15 protein-coding genes and 1 pseudogene are annotated in these 17,990 nt (G+C 62.2%); 5 read left to right on the forward strand and 11 right to left on the reverse strand.

Features of this window, described 5'->3' with window-relative positions:
• From MOV74_RS06050 to MOV74_RS06080, 7 genes are all read right to left on the reverse strand, one after another.
• A partial coding sequence (locus MOV74_RS06050) for an alcohol dehydrogenase catalytic domain-containing protein (protein ID WP_246919018.1) occupies positions 1–813 on the reverse strand: 813 nt, incomplete at its 3' end.
• A gap of 85 nt (positions 814–898) precedes the next feature.
• Positions 899–2,125 carry a cytochrome P450 gene (locus MOV74_RS06055; RefSeq protein ID WP_246919019.1) on the reverse strand — a complete coding sequence of 409 codons (1,227 nt, stop codon included), beginning with the start codon at positions 2,123–2,125 and terminating at the stop codon, positions 899–901.
• Positions 2,126–2,267: 142 nt separating this feature from the next.
• On the reverse strand, positions 2,268–3,488 hold the full coding sequence (locus MOV74_RS06060) for a CaiB/BaiF CoA-transferase family protein (protein WP_246919020.1): 1,221 nt from the start codon (positions 3,486–3,488) through the stop codon (positions 2,268–2,270).
• Positions 3,489–3,496: 8 nt separating this feature from the next.
• Positions 3,497–4,381 carry a CoA transferase subunit A gene (locus tag MOV74_RS06065; RefSeq protein ID WP_246919021.1) on the reverse strand — a complete coding sequence of 295 codons (885 nt, stop codon included), beginning with the start codon at positions 4,379–4,381 and terminating at the stop codon, positions 3,497–3,499.
• A 49-nt stretch (positions 4,382–4,430) separates the two neighbouring features.
• A complete protein-coding gene (locus MOV74_RS06070; RefSeq protein WP_246919022.1) occupies positions 4,431–5,219 on the reverse strand; it encodes a CoA-transferase subunit beta in 789 nt (262 codons plus the stop codon).
• A 214-nt stretch (positions 5,220–5,433) separates the two neighbouring features.
• The gene (locus tag MOV74_RS06075; RefSeq protein ID WP_246919023.1) at positions 5,434–6,315 is read right to left on the reverse strand and encodes a FadR/GntR family transcriptional regulator; all 882 of its coding nucleotides are present in this window, start codon (positions 6,313–6,315) and stop codon (positions 5,434–5,436) included.
• 26 nt (positions 6,316–6,341) lie between these two features.
• Positions 6,342–6,833 carry a hypothetical protein gene (locus MOV74_RS06080; protein WP_246919024.1) on the reverse strand — a complete coding sequence of 164 codons (492 nt, stop codon included), beginning with the start codon at positions 6,831–6,833 and terminating at the stop codon, positions 6,342–6,344.
• A 78-nt stretch (positions 6,834–6,911) separates the two neighbouring features.
• Between MOV74_RS06080 and MOV74_RS06085 the strand changes: the two are divergent.
• A pseudogene (locus tag MOV74_RS06085) lies at positions 6,912–7,307 on the forward strand (acyl-CoA dehydrogenase family protein); the annotation flags it as partial.
• A gap of 57 nt (positions 7,308–7,364) precedes the next feature.
• Complete coding sequence (locus MOV74_RS06090) at positions 7,365–8,609, forward strand: acyl-CoA dehydrogenase family protein (RefSeq protein ID WP_246919046.1); 1,245 nt, start codon at positions 7,365–7,367, stop codon at positions 8,607–8,609.
• A gap of 63 nt (positions 8,610–8,672) precedes the next feature.
• On the opposite strand, the gene MOV74_RS06095 is transcribed toward MOV74_RS06090, so the two are convergent.
• The 4 genes from MOV74_RS06095 to MOV74_RS06110 all read right to left on the reverse strand — a co-directional run bounded on the left by MOV74_RS06095 (position 8,673) and on the right by MOV74_RS06110 (position 14,052).
• Positions 8,673–10,211, reverse strand: coding sequence for an acyl-CoA synthetase (locus MOV74_RS06095; protein WP_249797453.1), 1,539 nt, complete (start codon positions 10,209–10,211; stop codon positions 8,673–8,675).
• A gap of 99 nt (positions 10,212–10,310) precedes the next feature.
• Positions 10,311–11,453, reverse strand: a complete 1,143-nt coding sequence (locus MOV74_RS06100) for an ABC transporter substrate-binding protein (RefSeq protein WP_246919026.1) — start codon at positions 11,451–11,453, stop codon at positions 10,311–10,313.
• A gap of 297 nt (positions 11,454–11,750) precedes the next feature.
• Entirely contained in the window at positions 11,751–13,001 is a 1,251-nt protein-coding gene (locus tag MOV74_RS06105; RefSeq protein WP_246919027.1) for a cytochrome P450, read from the reverse strand.
• A 97-nt stretch (positions 13,002–13,098) separates the two neighbouring features.
• Entirely contained in the window at positions 13,099–14,052 is a 954-nt protein-coding gene (locus MOV74_RS06110) for a helix-turn-helix domain-containing protein (protein WP_246919028.1), read from the reverse strand.
• 128 nt (positions 14,053–14,180) lie between these two features.
• Here MOV74_RS06110 and MOV74_RS06115 point away from each other — a divergent pair, with 128 nt between their 5' ends.
• From MOV74_RS06115 to MOV74_RS06125, 3 genes are all read left to right on the forward strand, one after another.
• Positions 14,181–15,389: a CaiB/BaiF CoA-transferase family protein gene (locus MOV74_RS06115; RefSeq protein WP_246919029.1), complete on the forward strand. Its 1,209-nt coding sequence runs from the start codon at positions 14,181–14,183 to the stop codon at positions 15,387–15,389.
• A gap of 87 nt (positions 15,390–15,476) precedes the next feature.
• Positions 15,477–16,712, forward strand: coding sequence for an ABC transporter substrate-binding protein (locus MOV74_RS06120; RefSeq protein ID WP_246919030.1), 1,236 nt, complete (start codon positions 15,477–15,479; stop codon positions 16,710–16,712).
• 131 nt (positions 16,713–16,843) lie between these two features.
• Entirely contained in the window at positions 16,844–17,824 is a 981-nt protein-coding gene (locus MOV74_RS06125; RefSeq protein ID WP_246919031.1) for an NADPH:quinone oxidoreductase family protein, read from the forward strand.
• The last annotated feature ends 166 nt before the right edge of the window (positions 17,825–17,990 follow it).

A 17,990-nucleotide genomic window follows, 5' to 3' on the forward strand; every position in this document is an offset into this window, starting at 1 on the left:
CTGCCGCAGGCACGCGATCGAGGCCGCGACCACCTCGGCCACACCCGTGGTGTCGATCGAGTGATCGACGCCGCGGCCGCGGCCGAGCGCGGCAACTGCCTTGGCAAGATCGGATGTCCGGCCGTCGACTGTGTGGGTTGCTCCGACATCGCGCGCTCGGGCAAGCCGTTCGCCCCGGATGTCGACGGCAACGATCGTGCTGCAGCCCGCCAGCTTGGCAGCCATGATCGCCGCCATCCCGACTGCGCCAACGCCAAACACCGCGATTGACGCACCGGGCCGAGGGGACAGCACGTTGAGTACTGCGCCCGCGCCGGTCTGGATCCCGCAGCCCATGGGCGCGAGCAGCGCGAGCGGCAGATCTTTGCCGATCTTCACCACGTTCCTCGCCGTGGCAATGGAATGGGTTGCGAACGCCGATTGCGCGAAGAAGTAGCCGCCAAGCTCGGCGCCGCGGTAGCGGAGGCCTGAGCCGCCGCGCCGCTGACCGAACAGGTTGATCATCCCGAACTCATCACAATAGCCGGGCGCGCCGAGTTGGCACTGTCCGCATGCGCCGCACGAGCCAAAGCTCATCAGCACGTTGTCTCCTTCGGCCAGCCCGACCACGCCCGGACCGACGCGTTCGATCACGCCCGCGCCCTCATGACCGAGAATCTTGGGTAGCGGCACGGGGATATGCTGCAGTTTCACCGCGAGATCGGTATGGCAGATGCCGCAGGCCTCGATGCGGACCAGCACCTCTCCGGGCGCAAGATCATCGGACAGATCGCAGCTAATCAACTCGAAGGGGAGTTCCGGCGCAAGTGCCACTGCGGCTGTGATCTTCATGCTCGTCTTCTGCAATGCAATTGCGCGGTCTCCGTCAAACCATGCGGAAACGATGTGTGGGGAACGATCATTGGAGTTGAAAGCGGATCGGAAGCCGCTTGGGCCCGCTGACGAACCAGGAAACAGTCATTGCTCCTGCGCCATCGAGAGCGACCGATGACATCCGCTGCAACAATTCTTCGAAGAGGATCCGCATCTCGAGCTTGGCAAGATACTGTCCCAGACACAGATGCGCGCCGTAGCCGAAGGCAAGGTGCCGGTTCGGCGACCGATCGATCCGGAACGCGTCAGGATCCTGGAAGACGGCCTCGTCGCGGTTTGCCGAGGCGTAGCACAGCATGAGCCAATCGCCGCGCGTAATGGAGCGGCCGTCGAGCTCGGTGTCCTCGGCCGCCGTGCGCATGAAATGCTTGACCGGCGTGGTCCAGCGGATCGCCTCGTCGACGAAACCGGGGATCAGGGCAGGATTGGCTTTCAGCCGCTCGAACTGCTCCGGATGCTCGCAAAGCGCCCACATCCCGCCTGCACTCGAGGACGACGTCGTGTCGTGGCCGGCGGTGGCGATTGTCACGAAATAGCTGAGCGCATCCAGATCGGAAATCGGCTCGCCGTCGATCTGCGCATTCGCGATAACGCTTGCAAGATCATCGGAGGGATTGGCGCGCCGGTCCGCGACCACGGACGAGAAGAACTCACCGAATTCCGAGACGACATCCGACAGAGCCGTGGCGCCGTCATTTTGACCCTTGCGCGCGTTGTCCGGGTCCTTGGCGCCGAAGAACTCCTGCGTCAGGCGCAACATCCTGGGCTCATGAACCGGATCGATGCCCAGGATCGTCATCACGACCCGAAGGGGAAACCCGAGTGCGATTTCGGAGACGAAGTCGCAACGCCCGCGGCATGTCGCGAGGCAATCTGCATAGCTTCTGGCGATGTCGCGAATCTTGCCTTCGAACGAACGCAAATTGCCCGGCGTGAACCATTTCTGCGTTAATGCCCGGAACTTGGGATGATCGGGCGCATCCATCTGCACCAGGGTGCGGAGCAGGCCGTTGCCACCCGTTGCCGCCTCGATCCTGGCTTCGGCTTTGCCGCTCAGCAACGCCACCGGACGATCGCTGCTGCGAAATAGCTGGCTCTGCTGGCTGACGGTCTGAATGTCCGCGTGGCGCGTGACGACCCAGAAAGGGTTGAAGCCGCGCGGGCTGGCCTTTCCGAGCGGTTGATTGACGCGCAACCAGCGATAGGCGTCGAAGATACGCTGAGTGCCATAGGCTGCGGGATCCGTCAGCACGGCTACAATATCTTCGGGGATTGGAAAATTCGGAGCGCTCAACCCTGGTCCCCTCTTTCATGTCGCCGTGCTCAAGGGGTTCAGGAAGGAAGCCCAGCGGCAGGCGATCAACGGCTTCAACATTCCTGATGGCCCATAGCGGCTACTCGGCCGCCGCGACGGTCCTCTCTTCCGCGCCCCGAAGAACCTTGCTCTCGCGCAGCGCCGCAATCGCCTGCGGACTCAACCCTAAGAGGCTCTGCAACAGCCTTGGTCCATCCTCGCCGAGCGCAGGCACCTTGTTCCGGACATTGGCCGCGCTGTGCGCGAACCGGAACGCGGGATTGGGAATGCGTAGCGGCCCGGCCCCGTCATTGATCTCCTCAAATACGCCGCGCTCCTGGATGGGCGGCAGCGCCATGGTCTCGCGGATGGTCCGGTATTGAGAGCATGGCACACCGGCTTCGGTGAGGATCGCCTCGCATTCCGCGGCCGTTCGCGATGCCGCCCAGTCGTCGAGCAGGTTCATCAATTCGGACCAGTGGTGCTCGCGAGCGCTGCTGGTTGCGAAGCGCGCATCGCTAATCCATTCCGAATGGCCGACGCCGCGGGCCAAAGCCTCGAAGTTGTTCTGACTCACGGGAGCGACGAGCAGGAAGCCGTCTCTGGCCTGCGTGGGTCGATAGAGCGGCCGGCGGCGCTCGGCCGGGAATTGCGCTTCCTGGCACTCGTAGACCAGCATGCCCACCATGGCATCGAGCAGCGATACGTCGACATGGTCGCCCTGCCCCGTCTTGAGCGTCCGAAACAGCGCGGCTTGAATGGCTCCGAATGCCGTAGAGCCACCGAGAACGTCGGCGATAAAGATTCCGTTCTTCAGCGGACGCTCGACATTGCCCTCCTGATAATCGAGGTTCGCCATGTCGTAGCCCGAGGTTGCGTGCAGCACCGGCGCATACGCGCTCCGTCCGGACCAGGATCCCTCCTGGCCGAAACCCGAGATCGAGCAGTACACGAGCTTGGGATTGAGCTTCGCAAGGGTTTTGTAGTCCAGCGCGAGCCGCCGCATCACGCCCGGGCGGTAGTTCTCCACGAGCACGTCGCACTGGGGCACCAATTCGTAGATCAGCTTGCGTGCCGCAGGCTGCTTGAGATCCAGAGCGATGCTGCTCTTGCCGGCGTTGAGCTGCGCGAAATAAGCGCTCCGACCATCCCGCAGCGGCGGACGCAACCGGATGTGGTCGCCCTCCGGCGGCTCCACCTTGATCACCTCGGCGCCCAGGTCCGCCATCAGCCGCGTGCAATAGGGGCCGGACATCATGGCAGTGAAGTCGAGGACGCGGATTCCGTCGAGGATTCCCGGCCGGGCCGATCCGGTTGGCATATTGATGCTCATTTCAGATTGGTTTCGGAGACCGCAAGCGCCGCCAGCCGGCTGCCGCCAATCGCGTCGAGATAGGCGCCAGGCGAGGCGTTCCGAACGTACCGGTCCAGATAGCCGCTGAAGGTCTCCGCGCCGGCGCTGCTCTTCACATATTCCTTCAAATGCGCTTCGTCGGAGCGGTACAGCGAGGGTGAGGCCGTCGGATGCGCGCCGTAAGGCGCTTCCACGATCGCATCGACCATCGCGCTCGGCAGCTTGGTCAGATGATTGCTGCGCCTGATCGTGTCGGTCGACACGATGCGATCGACCGAGACGATCACCCGTCGGGACGCCTGGGCGATCATCGCGTCGAAGAAGGGCGGCCCCAAATGCTGGACATTGCCGTGCTCGTCTGCCTGCTGGGCGTGCAGCAGGCAGACATCCGGCTTGACGGCGGCGACAGCGAGCATCTTGCGCTCGCCGGGCTTGGACGGCAGCGGCCAGTAATGCTCCGGCGCAAACTTCGGCAGATCGGTCCCAAGGTCGGGCACCGGCATGTAAGGTAGGTCGCAAATTCCCGCCCGCAGTCCACCGGCAATACCCGGTCCATCCAGATCGTAGACCTTGAGCGCGCCGCTCTCCGCGTGACGACGGAAATTCGGCGCCAGACCGAACTGCTCGAAGCTGATGAAGACGCAGACGGTGGATGCGGCACAACCCGCACCGATCAGCATGTCCGGCGCGATCGAGCCGGGCGCAGGGATCAGGTGCAGGTCGCGCGCACCCTTGCGGATCAACGCGCGCACGAGTGCCATCGGCTGCGAATTGAATATCCAACCGCCAAGGGCGACTTTGGCTCCGTCCGGGATCTCGGCTACGGCCTCATCGACGGAAACGATCTTGCTCTTTGTCATGGGACTTCAGCTTGCCTGTCGGTCTGGTTGGAGGAGATCCGTGTCGTGATCAGGGAAACTTGCGCCGGAGATCGCCACGCCGGTCGACATGTTTGCGCAGCAATTCGAGCTCATGATCGGTGGGCATGGTCGTCACCGGAGGCGCGCCCTCCACGACGATGTCGAAGGCCGTGGAGTCGCGGATCTGCTCGAGCGACACGCCTGGACTGATCGACTTCACGCGCATGGCCTTGCTGTCGGGCGCGAAATCGAAGACCCCAAGCGGCGACAGCACCAATCTGGGACCGCCAGGCGGCAGACCCATTCGCTCGCGGGAATCGCCGCCTTCCATGTGCCCGGGTCCGCACAGGAAATCGACCCGCGGCACGAACGCGCTCCGGTCGTGACGGGTCAGGCACACGTAGAACCGCTTGGCGAGACCGCAAAGTGCGCTGATGCCGACGGTTCCCGGCCCGCGCACGCGCGGCTTACGTTGATCACCGACCACCACCGTGTTGATGTTGCCGAAGCGGTCGACCTGCAGTGCCGACAAGATGGCAAAATCAAAGAAGTGGACCTTCCAATCGATGAAGTCGATCATGACCGGCAGATCCATCCAGGACTCCGCAGACTCGACGTTCTCGTAATCGGCAGTCGACAGCAGATGATCGCGCGTCGGATTGACCATCCCGCCGGGACCGGAAATCCACCACAAGCGCGGCGCCTGCAGGCGGCGCGCGAGATTGCAGGCCGCAAGCTGGATGTCGGAATTGGTTCCGATGATGACCTTCTCGCCATCGGCGATATCGCGCGCCAGCAACACCGCCAGCGTTTCTCCGAGAGAGGGACTTGCAGCCATTTGCCTGCGACCTATTGGTTGAACCATTGCCACATTAACACGGTCGGATGTCATGTCAACGGATCCCCCGCCGGCGGAGACGAGACCGCGCGGATTCGTCGGGCAATTGGGACGTGATTGGTCGTCGAGCAGCCGCGTGTGCTCGCATTCCATCCGGGGTGGATGCGTGCAGGCTTTTCGAAGACGACAGGTCGGGTTAGCGGAGTGAGTGGATTTAACGCTGGGTAGCGGGGGGAGCCCGGCGGCCGCGTGGAGCGGCTTTGGTAGCCGACACACCTTCCGCGGCCTGAATGCGCGACATGTAGCTGCGCTGCAGCCGTTTCAGGCAGGCTTCCATCTCGGCCACGGCAGCTTCGGCCTCGCCTGCAGTGAAGTGTTCCATGAAGCGGCGGCGCGACGGCAGCACGAAGCTGTTGTCGTACTCGCCGATCCGCTGCACGAAATGAGTGAGCACGTCGAGCACCCCGTTCATGACGATGACCATGATCGGATTGTCGGTGAGGCGCGCCAGCATTCTGTGGAACTCGATGTGCCTCTCGGCGCGGCCTGCGAAGTCGCCCCGGCGGCGCGCGTCCTGGGCTTCGTCGATATTGCGGTTCAGCATGTCGATGTCCGCGGCCGTTGCGCGCCGGCACGCTTCCCGGACCACGACGGATTCGAGCCAGATGCGGGCTTCGGTCAATTGCGCCGGCTGGATGGTACCGACGTGGTACATGTCCATCAGCCCGGTCGCGATTGCCTCGCCGCTATGCTGGCTGATGAAAGCGCCGCCGCGGGCGCCCTTCTGCAGACGGATCAGACCGGCGTGCTCGAGTGAACGCAAAGCCTCACGAAGGGTATTGCGAGAGACGCCAAATTGCTCCGACAGCGCCCGCTCGGATGGCAGACGATTGCCGACCGCGAGCCTGCCGGAGGAAAGCTCCGTTCGGATCTGGGCGGCAATCTCGTCGAACGCGCGGGGCGATCTAATTCGCTGGAACTGCGCTATCGGCGCAGCCTCTGTCTTGGATTTCGCCGGCAATTGTGAAGCGCTCATATCCACCCGGATGGTTCGAAGCTGCAGCGACATATAGGGGAAGCTGACGATTCTCGCCATAGCGCGTTGGCGTTGACCGGGACTTCTCACAAAAGTAGAATGGTAGGACCAAACTGCAGAAGGTAGCCGCCAGAATGCTGCGGGAGTTGCCGTCGGACGAGGATCGTCAGATCTTGAAGGACGCCGTCCGGGGATTCTTTGAAGACGTGTCGGACAAGGCCGCCCAGGTGCCCCCATGGCTCTGGAAGCAATTGGCCGCTCAGGGCTTGACCCAGATTGCAGCCTCTCCCGCCGAAGGCTGCTTGCGCGAGATTGTGCTGGTCCAGGAAGAGGCCGGCCGCATTGCATGCCGTGCACCGCTCGCGGATGCAGCCCTGATCAACCTCATGCAGCTTCGAGGCCGCAACGATGGCCCTGCCTTGACGTCGTTCGTAGATGACCTCCATCGCGGTGACGCGGTGGTCGCCGTGTCTTTTGCAGGCTTCGACCATGATGGAGCCGCAGGCTGGGCGAAAATGGAAGCGGATCGCCTGATTGCGGAGCTGGGATTCGTCGAATCCGCCGACATCGTTACGCATCTGGCCATATTCGTGCACGGCCCGGCGCTGGCTATCGTCGAGGCCAGCGAAGGCGTTGCCGCTGAACCGACCCCGGTGATGGGAAAGGCCGGCTGGTGGCGAGTTCGGATCGATGCAGTTCCGATCGTCCTGGTGCCGTTCACGGATGCCGAGGTCCAGGACCTTCTCACGGTCGCCGCCCTGAGTGAGACCGCGCGGGCATTCGGCGCAGCCCGGCGCGCGTTCGAGCAGACCGTTGCCTATGCCGGCGAACGTCGGCAGTTCGGACAACCGATTGGACGCTTCCAGGCCATCCAGCACAAGCTCGCGAACTGCCACATCGCCTTGCGCGCGGTTCAGCTGACGATTGCGAATGCCGCCGCTCAATATGACCTGGAAGCCGGGCAATGGCGCTGGTTCGCAGCTGCAGCCCTGGCCACCGCCGCGGGTTCTCTTCGCCAGGTATCGCTCGAGACTCAGCACGCCTTCGGCGCGATCGGCTACAGCGAGGAGCATGAGGCCCCGCGACACTTCAGACAGGTCCATGTCAGCATGCTTCGCCATGGCGGCCAACGCCAGCCGGTCGAGCAACTCGCGAGCCATTTTCTCGATCACGACAGCGGTGCGTTTCCCGAGTACGATCTGGGGACGTCCGGAAATGCTTTCCGCAACGAGGTTCGCGCCTGGCTCGACGGGTATTGGTCAGGTGAGCGTCGCGCGCGGCATGAGCAGCTCTCCTTCCATGAGCGGGAATATGACCGCGAATTTGCTCGGGCGCTGGGCCAGACCGGCTGGATTGGCCTCAATTGGCCGAAGCGGTTCGGCGGTCAGGAGCGTGGCGCCTTCGAACAGCTTGCCTTCATGGAGGAGATGGAGCGCGCCGGAGCGCCGCGTGTCGGTGCGCCCGTGCAGGCCGCGATGCTCCAGGTCTACGGCACGCCGGAGCAGCAGCGCCGCTATCTTCCGGAAATCCTGCGGGGGGAAGCCATCTACGGCATGGGCTACAGCGAACCGCAGGCCGGCTCCGACCTAGCGTCGCTGAAGACCCGCGCGGTTCGCGACGGCGACCATTATGTGATCAATGGGCAGAAGATCTGGACCACGACCTATTGGGGCGAGTACATGCTGCTCGCGACCCGTACCGATCCGAACGCGACACCGCCACATGCAGGCATCACCATGTTCATCGTTCCGATGACGACGCCCGGCATCGCGATCCGTCCTTCCGAAACGATGTATGGCGGCACTTTCGCCAACATCTTCTATGACGACGTGCGCGTGCCGGCAGAAAACCGTGTTGGCGCCGAGGGCGAAGGCTGGAAGGTGCTGACGGGGGCGTTGGCGACCGAACGCGGCTTCATCGGCGGCGGGATCGTGCTCAGGGTTGCCAGCATGTTCGAACTGCTGTGCGGGCACATCCGTATCGCCGAACGCCAGGGTAAGCTGATGCGGCACGATCCTGTCGTGCGCGCCAAGATTGGGACGCTCGCGGCTGAAATCGAGGCAGGACGGCGCATGATGGTTCATTGCGCCGAGTTGGTCGACAAGGGCGAGACGCCGCCCGACGAAGCGGCCGTTAGCAAGGTTTATTCCGGCGAATTGATGGAGCGCTTCGGCGAGACCGCACTCGATCTGCTCGGGCTGGAGGCGTTGGTCAGCGAGGGCGACCCCGGCGCCGTGCTGCACGGGCGCATCGAACAAAATCTCCGACATTCGCTGATGTGGGTCATCAGCATCGGCACCAATGAAATCCAGCGCAGCTTAATCGCCCAACGCGGACTTGGATTGCCGCGATAAGCGATGCTCGATGTGTGGCAGAGAAGAATCGTCCAGAGCCTCCGCAGAGAGCCTGACGATTAACTAGATGCGCCTGCCCGTATCTCTCCAGAAAGGATCTTTGAGCCGGCGCTTGAATATCTTCCCGCTTTCCTCGCGCGGAAGCGCTGCATGGAAATCGATCCGCCGCGGCACCTTGTACTTGGCGATACGTTCGGCGAGATAGGCGCGCACCTGCTCGGTCGTCAGTTCACGACCCGGTTCGAGCTCGATTGCGGCAGCCAGCGACTCGCCGAACTCATCGTCGGGAATGCCGAACACGGCACAGTCGCGGACGCCGGGACATTGAATCAAAGCCGATTCAATCTCGGCAGGATAGATGTTGACCCCGGCCGAGATCACCATGTCCGACCGCCGATCGCACAGATACAGCCGGTCGTTCTTGAGATAGCCGACGTCGCCAACGCTGATCAGCCCGTCCCGCTCGACCGATTTTCGCTTGGCGGCGTCGTGGAGATAGACGAAGTCCGCCAGCGAGTCCTGGCGAACGTAGATCTCGCCCACCTCGCCCGGCGCAACCGGCTTGCCATCGTCGCCGTAAAGCGCAATCCGGGCGCCCGGCGTGAGCCGCCCGACGCTGCCGGGGTGAGCCAGCCAATCTTCCGGCGTGCTCAGCATGACGGCTCCAACCTCCGTGCCGCCGTAGGTCTCGTAAATGACCGGCCCCCACCAATCCATCAGCGCCTGCTTGATCTCCGGCGCACAGGGCGCGCCCGTGTGGATCACCCATCGCAGCGAGCTCACATCGTATCGGCGGCGGGTCTCCTCCGGCAGACGCATCAGGCGGACAAACATGGTGGGAACCATGACCGCATGCGTGATCTTTTCCCGCTCGATGAGCGCCAGCGTTTCTTCGGGCTCGAACTTGGATTGGAACGCGATGATATCGGCCTGTGCGATGGCCTGACGCAAACAGGCGTTTGGAGACGCATGATAGAGCGGACCGCCGATCAACACGCGTACGCCGGGTGCTATGCCGTAGACCGCCCGCATCAGCTCCCCATACGCCTTGACCTGCTCGGCCGTCGCAGGTTCTCGCTTCACGCCTTTCGGGTGTCCCGTCGTGCCCGACGTGTAGATCAGCGTAGCGCGGCTGCGCGGCGGGGCGCTGCTCCAGGGCTGGAATTCCGCCAGCCAAACCGGCCAGCTGCGGTCCGAGACACTCGGCTTCTCGGCACCTGATGGAACGCCGAACTGCCGAACGAGCTCGGGCGGCGTCGGTACGCTCAGCACGAGAATGCCGTCCAAGGCCTCCTTGAGCTCGTCGCGGACGGCCGCGAGCAGATCGGCATGAGCCACCAGGACTTTGGGCTTCGCGTCCTTGAGGATATAAGCGATTTCCTGCGCCCGACCGTGCCAATTGATCGGCACGCAATAAGCGCCGATCAGTGCGGCGGCCTGAGTCGCCTCGACAAAGACGAAGTCGTTGCGCAGCAGAAGCGCAATAGTATCCCCTTCGGAGACCCCAGAAGCATGCAGCCCGCTGGCCGCACGAGCGGCGTGGATCAGCACCTCTTCGCGCGCGCGAACCGTTCCATCGAGAAGAATCAGTGGCGAAGTCATCATTCCTCTAACAACGTTCTGCCTGGGCGTAAGAGCGTTCCCAGTGAAGCGCACGACTTTTTGGGGCCAGCTGCCGGATCATCACTGCAAGACGATCGGCTACCGGGTTGCCAACTTGCAGTCCGGATTTGGCGCGTCCGACATCAACTCTTCGGCTTTCATACGACGGACGATCTTGAAATAGTCCCACGCGGCTTTTGATTCCTCCGGCGATTTGACCTGGGCCAGGAACATGTCACGCATGACGCGGCCATCTGCTCGGATCTTGGCCGAAGGTGTCGTGAGGTCTGAAATCGGCAGCTCGTGCATCTTCTTTGCTACCTCAGGTCCGGATGTCGAGCCCGCCGCCTTGACGGCCTTCAGGTAGTGCGTGATCGAGCTATAGACTCCCGCCTGCAGAGCGGAAGGCGGTCGCCCCATCTTCTCCGTGAACCGCCTTGCAAAACTGCGGGTGTTGTCGTCCGTATCCCAGTAGAACGCTGTCGTCGTATAGACGCCTTTCATGCGATCCAACCCCAGGCTGTGCACGTCGGACTCGAACAGCATGAGGCTCGCAATGCGCATTCCCGTCTGCAGCAGGCCGAATTCGACGGCGTTCTCGATGAGAAGCACCCCATCGTGGCCGGCAAAGGACGAGGCAATCGCGTCCGGCCGCGCTTCCTGCGCGGCCAGAAGAAGCGAGGCATAATCCGACGTCCCGATCGCCGCGCGCCGCGTGCCGACCAGTTGTCCACCGGTCTCCTTCACGACCTCCGCGACCGCCCGCTCCATTTGGTGTCCGAAGGAATAGTCGGGGCCAACCACGAACCACTTCTTCACGCCGGATTCCGCTGCGCTCAGGACGGGGGCGCGCGGAAGCACGCTGGTGTCGAAGGTCCACACGAATCCCGTCGGCGAACACGACTTGCCGTAGAGATCGAAGGTTCCGGCACCCGAGATCAGGGCGATCTTTCCCTTTGTATGGGCGAGATTTTGGATTCCGAGCGCGATGGTGGACACGGGTATGTCGGCAATGGCCTCAACATGCTCCTCGTCGAACCACCGTCGGGCGATGGTCAGGCCAACGTCCGGCTTCAGTTGGTGGTCGGCCGAGACGATCTCAATCGGTCGGCCAAGGACGGTGCTGCCGGCGTCGCTGACCGCCAGTTCCGCGGCAACGACCGAGCCGCGACCGACCGTATCGGCGATGACTCCGGACATGTCGGTCAGGACACCGATCTTCAACGGCTCGCCGACCGCCATACCGCTCCACAGGAACAAGCCTAGTCCCGCAGCCCAGACGCGCCTTGCCATGAGCAGCTGCCTCCCATTTTATTGGTTGTACCATTGATACACGGTGGCCATGATGACCGCAAGCCCATTCGGCCGAACATTCGCCAGGCCTTTTGCCTGCGCCCGCCGGACGCAGGGAAGGAGAGACTCGACAGCAGGGGCATATTCCCGGGCTTTGAGCAGGCCGTACTCACAATTCGTGATAGCATTTGCTGCACCATGGCCGGTCATCCCCGGCGGTGACACGCGCTGCCGAGATGACGTCGCTCACTTGCGCATCGCATACCGGATCGGCAGGTGCTTGAGCCCGCTGACTACGCTCGACTCTATCCAAGCCGGCTCACCCGCCAGCTCGATGTGATCGACCCTGCTCAAAAGCTCTGAGAAGAATGCCTTCATCTCCAGTCGCGCCAAGTGCAGGCCGAGGCACTGGTGCACGCCAAAGCCGAACGCCACGTGCCGGTTCTGCGCACGCTCGATCTTGAATCTGAAGGGGTCGTCGAAGACGTCCTCGTCACGATTGGCCGAGGGATAGCACATCATCAGCGAATCGCCGGGGGCGATCGGCCGGCCGCGGAGCACATAGCTGTCCGTCGCTGTGCGGAAGAAATGCCTGACCGGCGAGACCCAGCGAAGCATCTCTTCCACAGCCAGGGGCAGCAATTCCGGCGAGCGGCGCAACTTCTCCAACTCTGATGGATATTCGAGCAGCGCATGTAGTCCTCCCGCAATCGATGCGCTTGTCGTATCATGCCCTGCTGTAGCAATGATCACGTAGTACGATACCGCCTCCATCTCGGAGATCGGCCGCCCATCGATCCGGGCATTCGCAATCACACTGGCCAAATCGCCCGTCGGCCTCTCGCGCCGGTCCGCGATCAACAGAGCGAAATAAGCAAAAAACTCCTCGATTGCCCTCCGCCTCGACTCGCCTGCCGATGCTCCGCTTGTTATCTCACGGTCGGTAGACCCCAGAATGGCCTTGGTGAGCCTGAGCATTTTCTGATCGTCCTGGCGAGGCACGCCAAGGATGGTCATGATCACGCGAAGCGGAAACCACACTGCAATATCCTCGGCGAAATCACACTCATCGCCGCGCGCTCCCAACAGGTCGACGAATTCCTTCGCCAACGTGGCTACGTCGCTTTCGATCTTTCGCAGGGTGGTCGGCAAGAACCAGGACTGCGTGATGTTGCGGTGAGCGCGGTGCATGGCTCCGTCCATATTGACGAGCATGCGCATCGGATTTGTGGTGCCCCTTCCCGGGCCGGCTCGCACTCGCTCCTCATCCTCAATGAGGTTGAGGCTCAATCTCGGCTCGTTGATGAATTTGTCGTTCTGTCGCTCGATCTCAACGATGTCCTGATATTTCGTCACCGTCCAGAACGGCCGATAACCGGCCGGCGAGGTCCACCGCACCGGATCGTCCCGCCGAAGCGACATGAAGATCTCGTCATAGGCAGCGGGATCACCATAAAGAGCAGGATCGGCGATCCGATCATCCAATCGCTCAAGCATCGTTGTCTTCTCCCAGATCACTTTTTGTCGAGCTTAGCGCCTCCGCGAGCGACGATCCGGTCTCAGCGTGCCAAGTTCTGGACCAGCCGTGCCATTATCAAGGCGACAAGGCCCACCGGCTCGGGCTGACGCCGTAGCGCGCTCGGAACAAGCGGCTGAAGTGACTGGAATCGGCAAAGCCGACTGCGTGAGCGATGGCTGTCACGCTGGGACCGTCGGTGACCTTGCCGCGCAACTGGCGGGCGGCCTCGGCAAGGCGCATTTCGTAGATGTATTCCATCGGGGTCTTACCCAGCACGCCGAACATTCTATAGAGAGAGCGACGGGACAGGCCGATGGCCTCCCCGACATGCGCTGGACTGAGGTCGGGGTTCGCCAACCCCGCTTCGATGAACTGCCTGGCTTGGTCCAGCTTGACCCCCACACGGGTCGGAGGCGGACGGTCTGATGCAGCGGTCGGGAGACTGGCCTGCACAACATCGAGCAGGAATTCCTGGAACGACGATTGCGATTGCGGTTTGACCCAAGCGTCAGCTCCCAGTGCTTCGAGCAAAGCGGCGGATGCGATCCTGCTTTCCACCGACCGATCGAGACGCACCCCACCGGGTTCGATGCGACCTCGCCAGCCGCAATGGGCCTGCGGAATCATCATACCGATCGTCCGGGTATTGTCAGGCAAAAGAAATGACGTCGGCACGCGCCCGTCAAAGAGTGCCCACTCGCCACACTTGAGCTCGGTATCGCGCGCCCCCTGTCGTATCCAAGCCGCACCGGCCTGCTGCCAGATTATGAAATGCGGATGCCTTCCGGTCGCTTCGATGGAATACCCGTACGTTGCAGAATGAAGGTCGCCCAAACCTGATCGCTCCACCTGGACATCGAGCAGTAACACTCGCGCCAGCTTCTCCAGGCGCGCATAAATCGAGAAGCTGTTTCGCCTTGGTGTGTAGAGGTTTCCGGAGAACCGGGGCTCGATCATGGAGCGCCATTCGTCCGGCGAGGTGAAGCGCCGGTGCACCGCGGAAATCGAAGGGACGGGATCGTTTGGCATTCGGCTCTCCAGGTCGGATTATGAATGGTTGAACCTTTGCGTCAATGGTGCTAATTGGAGGGCAATCAGACGATCTGGCTGGCCTTGTACAGCCGGTAACAAGTCTGCTTGGCGGCAGGGAGGATCTCGTGACCGGCGTGTTCCAGGGTCTGAAAGTCATCGACAGCGCCACCTTCGTCGCCGGGCCGTCGGCGGCCGTGATCCTTGCGGACTTCGGCGCGGACGTCGTCAAGGTCGAGCCGGTCGGCGCCGGGGATCCGCAGCGCGTTCTCGGTCGTCTTCCCAACCTGCCAAAGGCCGACCATAATTACGCGTGGACCATTGCCGCGCGCAGCAAGCGTGCGCTCGGGGTAGACCTCAAGAACGAGACTGGTCGAACCATCCTGCGGCAGCTCGTACGTTCTGCCGATGTTTTCATTACCAACCAGTCCCCGGCTTCCCGCTCCCGGCTGGGGATCAGCTATGAGCAGCTTTCGCAGATCAACCCGCGTCTCGTCTATGCGGCGCTCACCGGCTACGGAGAGACAGGCCCCGAAGCTGAAAGACCGGGATTCGATGCCCACGCCTACTGGGCTCGATCGGGATTGGCCGACAACGTGCGACCCGACGGCGAGAGTCCTCCCGCGTCACCTACTCTGGGGATGGGCGATCAGCCAACGGCCGTCACCCTCTACGCAGGGATTGTCACGGCGCTTCTTCACCGGGAGCGCACGGGCCTGGGAAGCTGCGTCACGACTTCGCTGCTTGCCAACGGAGTCTGGTCGAATGCGGCATCGATCCAGGCGGTCCTGTGCGGTGGCGAGATCCAATACCGCCTGCCGCGGAAGGCGACCCGGAACGCTTTGACGTGCTTTTATCGGTGCGCTGACGACCGCTGGTTCATGATCAGCCTGGTGCAGGAGGAGCGCGACTGGCCTCGGTTCTGCAAGGCAATCGGCCGCTCCGCCTTGATCGAGGATCCACGCTTCTCGGTGCTTGCAACACGGCGCGCCAATGCGGCCGAGCTCGTGGCGAATCTCGACGAGCTGTTTGCAACCCGTGCCTCGTCCGATTGGCAGCGCATATTTCAGGCGGCCGATCTGACCGCGGCGATCGTGGCAAAAGCCGGAGATCTGGTCGGCGACGACCAGATGTATCATGCCGGCGCGCTTGTTGAAGCCGAGTGGATGCCGGGACATGGCGCAATCGTGGACAGCCCGTTCCGAATAAGCGGCGTAACGAAGAGGCCTCCAAACCCTGCTCCGGAATTGGGCCAGCATAGTGGGCAGATCCTGGAGGAGCTTGGATATTCCGACGAGGACATTGCTTGCCTGAAAGAATCCGGCGTCGTGCGCTGATCGACGTACCAACCGACCTTCCCGGCCCTAACCTTCTTCCAACACAGCAGCCTGAGCTACTGGCGTATGTCGATAGGTGGATCAACTATGCTAAGAAGACACCTGCCCCAAGTCGTCGCCGTCGCCTTGGCAGCAAGCTTTGCGGCTCTGCCGGCCACTGCAAGCGAAAAGAAATACGATCCTGGCGTCACAGACAAAGAGATCAAAATCGGAAATATCGTTCCCTATAGCGGGCCAGCATCGGCCTACGGCATCATCGGTCGCACCGCCGCGGCGTTTTTTCGAAAGGTGAACGATGACGGCGGCATCAACGGGCGGAAGATCACGTTCATCAGCTACGATGACGCCTTTAGCCCGCCGAAGGCCGTGGAGCAGGCGAGAAAGCTGGTCGAGAGTGACGAGGTACTCATGATCTACCAGTCGGTTGGAACGCCCTCCAACGCGGCGATCCAAAAGTTCTTGAATGCGCGGAAGGTGCCGCAGCTTTTTGTCGCAAGCAATGCGACCCGCTGGGGCGATCCGGGACATTTTCCCTGGACCATGGGGTGGCAGCCGAACTTCCAGAGCGAAGGGCGCGCGTACGCAAAATACATCTTGCAGAACCATCCCAACGCGAAGATCGGCATTCTCTGGCAAAATGACGACGGCGGGCGGGATCAGGTGAAGGGCCTGCGTGATGGGCTGGGCGAAAAAGCGTCGATGATCGTCGCCGAATCGTCGTTTGAATTGTCGGAACCGACGATCGATGCTCACATCGCGCGGCTGAGAAACTCCGGCGCGGACATTTTCGTGTCCTGGACCACGCCGAAAGCAAGCGCCCAGGCCATCCGCAAGCTCGCAGAACTCGAGTGGAAGCCGGTCGTCTTCCTCGCAGGCGTCTCCACGTCGGTTGCGAGCGTGCTCCGTCCTGCTGGCCTGGAGAACGCTAAGGGGATCATCTCGAATGCCTATTTGAAGGACCCCGGCGATCCCGCCTGGAGCAACGATGCCGCCACAAGAGATTGGAATGCGTTCATGGACAAGTATCTTCCCGATGGCGACAAGGCAGACCGCGTCATTGTCTATAGCTACGCGGTTGCACACACCTTGCTCGAGGTCCTCAAGCGATGCGGCGACGACCTCACGCGCGACAACATCATGCGGCAGGCGGCGAACTTGAAAGACGTGGATGTTCCGATGCTCTTGCCGGGCATCAAGATCAATACGTCTGCCAAAGACTATTTCCCGGTCGAACAGATGCAGCTCATTCGCTTCGACGGTCAGAGATGGCAGCCTCTCGGAGAGGTGATCGACGGCGAAGTCGGAAGCGCCAGGACGAATTGAAGTGAGCTCGAGACAGTTCTTGCCCAACGAAAACGCATTCGCGCGTCAATGCGATCCGTCGAAAGCTGATTCATCGACTGTCAGGCCGAATGAGGGAATTGGCGCAATGCCGGCGTGCGGCGGGGAATTCAATGAAAGCTGTCATCGTTGAGAATTATTCGTCGATAGATGAAGTTGAATTGAAGCAGGCTCCCATGCCTGCACTCGCGCCGGCTTCGTTGCGCGTGAGAGTGCGGACGGTGGGAATCGGCTTCGTCGATGGCCTTAAAGTGCAGGGCCTCTACCAGACGAAGGACCCGCTGCCATTCATTCCCGGAACGGAATTCGCGGGCGAAGTCGAGGCTGTGGGAGACGGGGTAACTGGCTATACCCCGGGCATCCAGGTGATGGGCATGGTCCGCTCGGGCGCACTCGCGGAGTACGTTACTGTTCCAGCCGAGGCGGTGCGCATTCTCCCCGATGGCATTTCCGCGGAGGCAGGCGCCTCTTTTCGCGCCAACTATCTCACGGCCCATTATGCGCTGACAGAACGTGCTAAGCTGCAATATGGCGAACAGATGCTCGTCCTGGGCGCAGCTGGAGGGGTCGGAACGGCCGCGATACAGTTGGGCAAACTAATCGGTGCCCGCGTCATTGCTGCAGCCTCGACCGAAGAGAAACGTGAATTCGCCCTCGGCCTTGGAGCAGATGCGGCGATCGACTACACACGCCCGAATTGGCGCGAGGAACTCAAGGATCTGACCGAGCGCCTTGGCTGCGACGTCATCGTCGATCCTGTTGGTGGGGCGATCTCGCTCGAAGCGTTTCGCTCGATTGCCTGGAAAGGACGGCACCTCGTGATCGGCTTTGCGGCGGGCAGCATTCCCGCTCTCCCATTCAATCTTCCGCTTCTCAAGGGCGGCGCGCTCCTCGGCGTCGATCTGGCGCAGGTCCCGCGGCGTGAGCCGGAGGTGTACCGGCGCATCCTGACGGACTTGCTTCGGTTGCTGAGTGAAGGGCGACTTAAGCCAGCGATCGGCAAGGTTTTCGAAATCGCGGACTTCCGCGATGCCTTCAAGGCGCTCGCCGGTCGCCAGGCGTTGGGCAAAGTGGTTGTGAGAGTTGCTCCTTGAGCGTACCGGGAATCATCCCTCTACGCGCGGCTCGGGTCAACATGATGTCACGAACCGAAGCGACCTGCTTCGAAGATCGCATCGCGCTTGCGCCTGCCGTTGGTGGCGGCTCCAATCCTCAGGGTACGGGCGTCGATCTCGTCACGGCGGTTTGCCCGACGGGGGC

The sequence above is a fragment of the Bradyrhizobium sp. SHOUNA76 genome, from assembly GCF_023006445.1.
In the GTDB taxonomy this organism is placed as follows: Bacteria; Pseudomonadota; Alphaproteobacteria; order Rhizobiales; family Xanthobacteraceae; genus Bradyrhizobium.